The 8,062-nt window shown below is 62.3% G+C and carries 5 protein-coding genes and 2 pseudogenes; 1 reads left to right on the plus strand and 6 read right to left on the minus strand.

The features are described from left to right. On the minus strand, positions 1–451 hold a 451-nt coding region (locus Q427_RS22485; protein ID WP_043517439.1), incomplete at its 3' end, for an ABC transporter ATP-binding protein. Between the two features lie 202 nt (positions 452–653). On the opposite strand from Q427_RS22485, the gene Q427_RS22490 reads away from it, so the two are divergent. Continuing rightward, positions 654–1,682 carry an AraC family transcriptional regulator gene (locus Q427_RS22490; RefSeq protein ID WP_043517440.1) on the plus strand — a complete coding sequence of 343 codons (1,029 nt, stop codon included), beginning with the start codon at positions 654–656 and terminating at the stop codon, positions 1,680–1,682. A gap of 27 nt (positions 1,683–1,709) precedes the next feature. Here Q427_RS22490 and Q427_RS22495 read toward each other — a convergent pair whose 3' ends face one another. The 5 genes and pseudogenes from Q427_RS22495 to Q427_RS22515 all read right to left on the minus strand — a co-directional run. Further along, on the minus strand, positions 1,710–2,606 hold the full coding sequence (locus tag Q427_RS22495) for a bile acid:sodium symporter family protein (RefSeq protein ID WP_043517441.1): 897 nt from the start codon (positions 2,604–2,606) through the stop codon (positions 1,710–1,712). Positions 2,607–2,679: 73 nt separating this feature from the next. After that, on the minus strand, positions 2,680–4,512 hold the full coding sequence (locus Q427_RS22500; RefSeq protein ID WP_231613862.1) for an AMP-binding protein: 1,833 nt from the start codon (positions 4,510–4,512) through the stop codon (positions 2,680–2,682). A 152-nt stretch (positions 4,513–4,664) separates the two neighbouring features. Continuing rightward, positions 4,665–5,854: pseudogene (gene bktB / locus Q427_RS22505) on the minus strand (beta-ketothiolase BktB). A gap of 42 nt (positions 5,855–5,896) precedes the next feature. Continuing rightward, positions 5,897–7,055: pseudogene (locus Q427_RS22510) on the minus strand (acyl-CoA dehydrogenase family protein). 518 nt (positions 7,056–7,573) lie between these two features. Further along, positions 7,574–8,062: metal ABC transporter substrate-binding protein (locus Q427_RS22515; protein WP_043517443.1), on the minus strand; the 489-nt coding region annotated here is incomplete at its 5' end.

Here is an 8,062-nt window from a genome sequence, read left to right on the forward strand (position 1 = left end):
GACCGATGGCCAGGCGCTGCTGCTGGCCGCCGGAGAGCTGCTCCGGGTAGCGACGCTCCAGACCGGCAAGGCCCAGCCGCTCCATGAGATGCGCCGACCACTCGGGATTTTCCCGCCCGGCCAGCCGCGCCTGCAGGCGCAGGTTGTCACCCACGTTCAGGCTCGGCACCAGGTGAAACTGCTGGAATACCAGGCCCAGGGAATCGCGGCGCAGCCGGGCCCGGGCAGGGTCCTCCAGCGCGGAGATGGCCTGGCCGGCAATCACGACTTCGCCGGCCTCCGGCAGGTCAAGGCCCGCCGCCAGGTGCAGCAGGGTCGACTTGCCGCAGCCCGACTCCCCCATCAGAGCCAGGCTCTCGCCGGCACTTAGCTGCAGGTCGATACCCTCCAGTACCGTCAGCGGGCCCTGGGGCGTGGGGTAGGCCTTGTGCACGTCACGGAATTCGAGCATGGCCGGCTTTCCTTGGGAAAACTCCCATCGTCCCACAAGGCTGGGGCCCAGGCGAACCTCGGTGTGGTGACAGCAAGCTGACCGGCCCTATCAAGCGTGATAGGGCCTGGTTCATTGGTCCGCACCATTGCGACATGCACCAAAAAAGGCATGATGGTTCGAGCATCGCTATTGTTTATCTCACTTCCAGGATGGGCCTTCAGTGACCGTCACGGTCTCCATGCATTTCGTCAACGAGCTGTTTCGCGGCGTTCCTGTCGCGGAGAGTGCCCGTGGGGGCTATCTCGAGCGCGCGGGGATCTCGCCGTTCCTGCTCACGGCTACCCATGGGCGTGTGACGGTGGATCAGTTCTCCACCCTCTATCGGCTGCTGGTCAACGAGTACGATGACGAGACGCCGGGGTTCTTCGCCAGGCCGCTGCGAGGCGGCACGCTCAAGCTGCTCTGCCTCAGCGTGCTGGAGGCGCCGACGCTGAAGGTGGCGCTGCATCGCTACACGTTGTTCTTCCGTATCGTGCTGGATGACTTCGGTTACGAGTACAGCGTCGAGGATGGCCTGCTGAGGGTGGCGCTGGTGGAGCATCGCCCGCCGGTGGGCAGCCGTATTCTGGTGCATGAGCTGATGCTCAAGCTGTTTCACGGTATCGCCTCGTGGATGATCGCGCGCAAGATTCCGTTGCTGAAGATGGAATGTGCCTATCCCCAGCCGGCCCATAGCGCCGACTATCTCTACTTCTACCCGGGCAAGGTGAGCTTCGAGCGCCGACAGACCGCGATCTATATCGACGCCGCCCTGTTCGAGCAGCCGATCCGCCAGACCAAGAAGCACCTTGGGGCCTTTTTGCGCCGGGCCCCGGCCGACTGGTTCTATGTTTCGTTCGAAGATCGCGTGGTATCGCACCGGGTGCGCGAACACCTGTCGCGTCATCTGGCCTCTTCCGGTTCGGTGCACGACGTGGCAGGGGCGCTGCATATGTCAGTGCGCACGCTGGCCCGCAGACTGGCCGCCGAGGGCACCCATTTCCAGGCGGTGAAGGACGAATTCCGGCGTGACTTCGCCATCCAGGCGTTGACCCGCACCGAGCGATCCTTGTCGGCCATCGCCGACGAACTGGGGTTCCAGGATCTGGCCTGCTTCAGCCGCGCCTTCAAGGCCTGGACCGGCAATTCGCCCGCCGCCTACCGGCGGGCGACCACTTCACTGCCTAAGCCGCCTGGCGCCATCCCTTGACCGATAGCAGCCGGCGAGTTCGCTTCGTCACGCCGGTTCGACCTTGGCCTGGTCCCGTGCCAGCTCCTCACGCCGGGTCCAGCGACGATAGAAGACGGTGGCAATGGTAGAGTTGATGACGATGAATAGTGAGTACATGACAGGTATCAGCAGGATGAGCTGCTGGGTTTCATCGGCAAACGTCATGATGACAATCAATGCCGCCAGGGGACCATTTTGAATGCCGGTTTCCAGCGACACCGTCCTGGCTTTCTGGGGATTCAGCCGCAGTACGCGGGAGAACAAGTAGCCGAAGGCGAAGCCGATGAGGCCTATCAGAATGACAGCGGCATAGACTTCCCAGCCGGTCTCAACCAGCAGGCGCCAGTTCCGGGGCACCCAGGTAACCACCAGGAAGAGGATGACGATGGCACCGAGCACGCCCCCCATCAGCTCGATGACGGCGCCGATGTTGGAGTTCCTGCGACGCAGCCACATGCCGACAAGGGTGGGAATCAGCAGCACGAAGAGCAGCCGGGCGATCTGATCCGGCGGGATGCGAAAGGCGTCATCGATGCCCTGGGTGTAGAACTCCATCAGCAGGGGCACCATGACAAAACCGGCCAGGGTGGAGCAGATGGTCATCATGATGCTCAAGCTGAGCAGACTTTTCGAGAAGTAGGCGAAGATATTGGACGTCGTCCCGCCGGGCATGCAGCCAATCAGCACCAGACCAACCGTCTGCTCAGGGGTCAGGTTGAGCACTCGCGATAATAGAAAAGCGATCAATGGCATCAGCATGTACTGGGAGGCAAAACCGACCCCAACGGCTTGAGGATGGCGCATGGCCAGCCTGAAATCCTTGAAGGTCAGCGATGACCCCATGCCAAACATGATGATCACCATCATGATGGACAATAAGCTCTCTTCCAGTGGGCTCAGCATGCATTATGCTCCAGCTTTGTTGTTATCAACGGTTGTTATCAATGGTTGTTATCGACTCTGATAAATCACCCGATCAGCCGCCCGTGACGGTGGCTCGCACTTCCTTGCGCAAGACCTTGCCAACCGGTGTCTTGGGCAACTCACTCCAGAACACGATTTTTCTGGGCACCTTGTAGGCAGCCAGCTCCTGCTTGCAATGCGCGATGACATCCTTCTCGGTGATGCCTTCCTCGCGCAAGACCACATAGGCATGGACGGCTTCTCCGGTCTGGTCATCGACGACACCAATCACCGCTGACTCCTGCACCTGCGGAATACGGGCGATGCAGTCTTCGACTTCATTGGGGTAAACGTTGAAGCCGCTGACCAGGATCATGTCCTTCTTGCGATCGACAATCTTGAAATAGCCGTCTTCGGCCATGACGCCGATATCGCCCGTATAGAACCAGCCATCCTTGATGGCGCCGGCGGTCTCCTCGGGGCGATTCCAGTACCCCTTCATGACCTGGGGCCCGCGCACGATGATCTCACCCGGCTCGCCGACCGGTACCGGCTCGCCCTGCTCATCGACAAGGCGCACATCGGTCTCCGGGGCCGGTATTCCGATGCAGTCGGGGCGCTCCTGGCCAATGGGGTTGAAACAGATGACCGGGGAGGTTTCCGTCAGGCCATAGCCCTCGGCAATGGGGCTACCCACCACCGTGCGCCAACGCTCGGCGACTGCCTTGTGCAGTGCGGTGCCACCTGCCAGTGCCACCCTCATGGAGGGAGGGGGATAGACAGTGAACCACTCCTCGTTCAGCAGGGCGTTATACAGGGTGTTGACGCCCGAGATCCAGGAGATGGGGTAGTTGTCGAAAGCGCGCTGGCAGTTCTGAATCGGGCGCGGGCTGGGCACGAGGACGTTGTGCGCCCCTTTGTGGTAAAACGCCAGCATGTTAACGGTGAAGGCGAAGATGTGGTAGATCGGCAAGGCCGTCAGGATGCACTCCTTGCCCGGCTCGATGTGACCACCGGCAACCGAATCCACCTGCTCCAGGTTACTGATCAGGTTGCCATGGGTCAGCTCGGCGCCCTTGCTGACGCCTGTGGTGCCCCCGGTGTATTGCAACAGGGCAGTATCCGACCGGCTCAAGTGCTGCCAGTACCGGCGAACATCGATGCCGGCCGCGGCCTTCGCTTCCCGGCCTATATTCAGGGCTTGATCGATGGTATCGACATCCAGCGAGTATTTGGGGATTGCCCGGTTCCAGTATTTGAGTACCAGCTGCAATACCCGCTTCACAACAGGAGGGAACCATTGGGCAATAGAGGTGACCACTACCTGCTTGATGTCCGTCCGTTCAATGATCGCCTCCAGCTTGTCGACAAACATGTCGACGATGACCAGTGCTTGCGCACCACTGTCATTGAACTGGTGCTCCATCTCCCTTTTGGTATAGAGCGGATTGACGTTCACCAGGATACAGCCGGCCTTGAGGATGCCAAAGGCAACAACGGGCAGCGTCAGGCAGTTGGGCATCTGAACGGCCACGCGTGTGCCCGGCTCCAGCTTGACGCACTCGCGTAAATACACGGCGAAGGCATCCGACATTTCATCGACCTCGCCGTAGGTCAGGCGACCATTCATGCCGTTGGGCATGCAGGTGGTGAAGGCGAGTTGTTGACGGTAGGTTTCCCCAGCCGCCTGAATGAGCGCCGGCAGGTTGTCGTGACGGTGGTGACTGGCAGGCGCTTCACCCGCTTCTCCCGCTTGACCCGTTACAGGTCGGGCAGTCCGGTAGTAGCTCACCCAAGGTTTCTTATTGTAATAATCAACATTCGGCATGAACGGCCTCTCGTGAATGGCCTCTTGTGAATAGCCTGGCTGCGCAAAGCGGGAACCTGCTGCTTTTTCCTGCTCCATCACAATGCCTCAGACCCTTTTTTATCGCTTATTTACAGTAACCAACTCTATTGCTAAGCAACAATGGTTATATCGACTCTTTGAAACAGTGGCTCAACACCCGGTAGCCGGAAAGGTCGATCTTGCACGAGCCGATGGCTTGGTTTCATCGCTCAGGTCTTGCGGTCGATCAGGAGCGCGATACCCTGCCCCCCGCCGATGCACAGGGTGATCAGTCCATAGCGGCCCTCGGTGCGCTCCAGTTCGGCCAGGGCCTTGAGCACCAGGATCGCCCCGGTGGCGCCGACCGGGTGCCCGAGACCCACGGCACCGCCGTTGGGGTTGAGACGTTCGGTGGGAAAGTCGAGCTCACGGGCCACCGCCATGGCCTGGGCGGCGAAGGCCTCGTTGGATTCGATCACGTCGATGTCGCCGATGGTTAGCCCTGCCTGGGCCAGGCAGCGCTTCACCGCGGGTATCGGCCCCAGCCCCATCAGCGCTGGCTCGACCCCGGCCACCGTGCCGGCGACGATCCGTGCCCGGGGTGTCAGGCCGCGTCTGCTGGCCTCGTCGGCCTGGGCCAGTACCAGCGAGGCGGCGCCGTCGTTGAGGCCGGAGGCATTGCCGGCGGTGACCAGCCCCTCCTTCTGGAAGGCGGGCCTTAGCCTGGCCAGGTCGGCGAGGGTCACGCCATCGCGAACATGCTCGTCGCGATCGAAGCGGTGCTCCTCGCGACCCCGCCTGACGGTGACCGGCACGACCTGACCGTCGAAGTGCCCCGCGGCGATGGCGCGGGCAGCTTTCTGGTGGCTCTCCAGGGCGAACTGGTCGACCTCCTCTCGGCTCAGGCCGAAGCGGCTGGCGATGTTCTCGGCGGTGACGCCATATGGCCGCTGCCGAAGGGGTCGCTGAGAACGCCCAGGGTCATGTCCGTCACCTCGGCGTGCCCCATGCGCAGGCCGTTGCGGGCCTGGGGCGGCAGCAGGTAAGCGCCGCGGCTCATCGACTCGGCGCCCCCTGCCAGGGCGAAGTGGCTGTCGCCCAGGGCGATCTGCTGGGCGGCGGAGATCAGCGCCTGCACGCCGGAACCGCAGAGCCGGTTGACGTTGAAGGCCGCCGCGCCTTGGGGCACTCCGGCATCCATGGCGATATGGCGGGCCAGGTAGGCGTCCTGGGGGCCGGTGGTAATGATGTGCCCGTACACCGAGTGATCGATCGCCTCGGCCTCGATGCCGGCGCGCCGGATTGCCTCGCGGGCGGTGATACTGCCCATCTCATGGGGGGTGAGGCCGGCCAGGCTGCCGCCGAAGCTGCCGATGGCAGTGCGGGCGCCATCGAGAATGACGACTGAATCGAACAGCATGTGGTGTCTCCTGAAGCGCAGTATCCTGGACGTGGCCTCATGTCAGGCGGGTGCGGTGCCCCTGCCAAGCAGCGAGCGCGCGATCACTTCCTTCATGATCTCCGAGGTCCCGGCGTAGATGGTCTGGACTCGCGCGTCCACATAGAAGCGCGAGATCGGATATTCACGGGTATAGCCATAGCCGCCGAAGAGCTGCAGGCAGGCATCGATGTTGTCGCACTGCATCTCGCTGAGCTGGAGCTTGAGGATGGCGGCATCGGTACTGCTCATCTCGCCGCGGCGATACTTCGTCACGCAGTGCTCGAAGTAGGCACGGCCCATGTCGATTCGGGCGCGCACCTCGGCCAGGGTGAAGCGGGTGTTCTGGAAGTCGCACACCGCCTGGCCGAAGGCGCGGCGCTCCTTGACGTAGTCCAGGGTCAGCGCCAGGGCGCCCTCCATGGAACCCAGCGCCTGGCGCCCACCCCCAGTCGCTCCCGGGGCAGCTCCTGCATCAGGTAGCGGAAACCGGCACCTTCGTCGCCGAGCAGGGCGTCGGCGGGTAGCTGCAGCCGATCGAAGAACAGCTCGGCGGTATCGCTGGCGTGCTGGCCGATCTTCTTGATCGGCTTGCCCCGTGAGAAGCCGGGCAGCGAGGTATCCACCAGGAACAGCGACACCCCCTTGGCACCGGCGCCGGTGTCGGTCTTGGCGCAGACGATCACCATGTCGGCCACCTGACCGTTGGTAATGAAGATCTTGGCGCCGTCGAGCTGCCAGCCGTCGCCGGTGCGGCTGGCGCGTGTCTTCATCGCCGCCAGGTCGCTGCCCGCATTGGGCTCGGTCATGGCAATGGCGCCGATGACCTCTCCCCGGGCCATGGCCGGCAGCCATCGCTCCCGCTGGTCCGGAGTGCCCACATGCAGCAGGTAGGGCATGACGATATTGGCGTGGATGTTATAGCGCTGGCCAACCCGCCGAAGCCCTGACGCGAGATCTCCTCCAGGGCGAACTGGGTGATGGCGAAGTCCGCCCCCGCCCCGCCGTACTCCTCCGGCAGGTCGATGCCCAGCAGGCCGGCCTCGCCGAGCCGCTGCCACAGCGAGCGTGGCATCGCGCCCTGCTCTTCCCATGCCTCGTAGTGGGGCGCGACCTCCTGCTCGAGGCAGCGGCGGATCATGTCGTGAAACAGGGCGACCATGTCGTCATCGGAAGTACTCATGCTCAGGCGTAGAGCTCCTATCGCAGGTGGCGCTTGTTGACTCGAGGCACCCAAGCTGTGGATAACCTGTGTGCTTTCGTGTGAACTTTTGTGCGTAAGGTGTTGGCCAGCTGTGGATGGCGTGGTCCAGGCTATCTTCGACGCCATTTCATGGTAAGTGGAAACCCGTAGTGCGGTTATACGTATCGCGCCAAAATTTTGCATTTCGTGCCAAAACTTGCGCCTCTTTCGGATACTAGACTTTGGTATTGGAGGGGGAGGGCCAGAGTGATGCGATCGCACTGAATAATTAATTTATATAAAACAGATTAATAGAGCTTCCCCCTCGGTGAGGGTGCTGCAGCTGCGAAAGAGCGGCTAGACAGATTCTGCCACGATTTCTCTGGGGGGTGGCAGGCGGCAAGCCGCTGTTTGAAGGGAACGTGAGGGCCAGGCGACCCCACCAAGACAGCGGGGGCGCCATTGGCGCCCCCGCTGTGGATTACGCAGCCGCTGGCGGTGCGTTGGTTACCGGCTGATCAATGGCTGTGGCTATGCCCATGGTCGTCGTCGTCATGCTCGTGCCCATGGTCATGCCCGTGATCGTCGTCATGGTCATGGCCGTGATCGTCATGGCCGGCCAGGGCGTCATGCAGCACCTGGGCATTGTGACGCATCATGCCCAGGTAGGTGCTGGCTTCGCCTTCGGCGGCCAGGGCGTCGGAGTAGAGTGTACCGGCGATTGGCAGGCCGGTCTCTTCCGACAGCTGGTTGATGATTGCCGGGCTGGTCATGTTCTCGTGGAACAGGGCCTTGACCTGCTGTTCACGAATCACGTCGATCAGCCGTGCCATATCGGCAGCGCTGGGCTCTGCCTCGGTGGAGAGGCCCACCGGCGAGAGGAAGCGCAGACCGTAGGCATTGGCAAAGTAGCCGAAGGAGTCGTGGCCGGTGATCACGCTGGTAGAGGTGGGGATTTCCCCGATCAGCTGACGGATCTCGCGTCGGTGGCACGCAGCTCGTTGATA

The sequence above is a fragment of the Halomonas sp. BC04 genome (assembly GCF_000568385.1).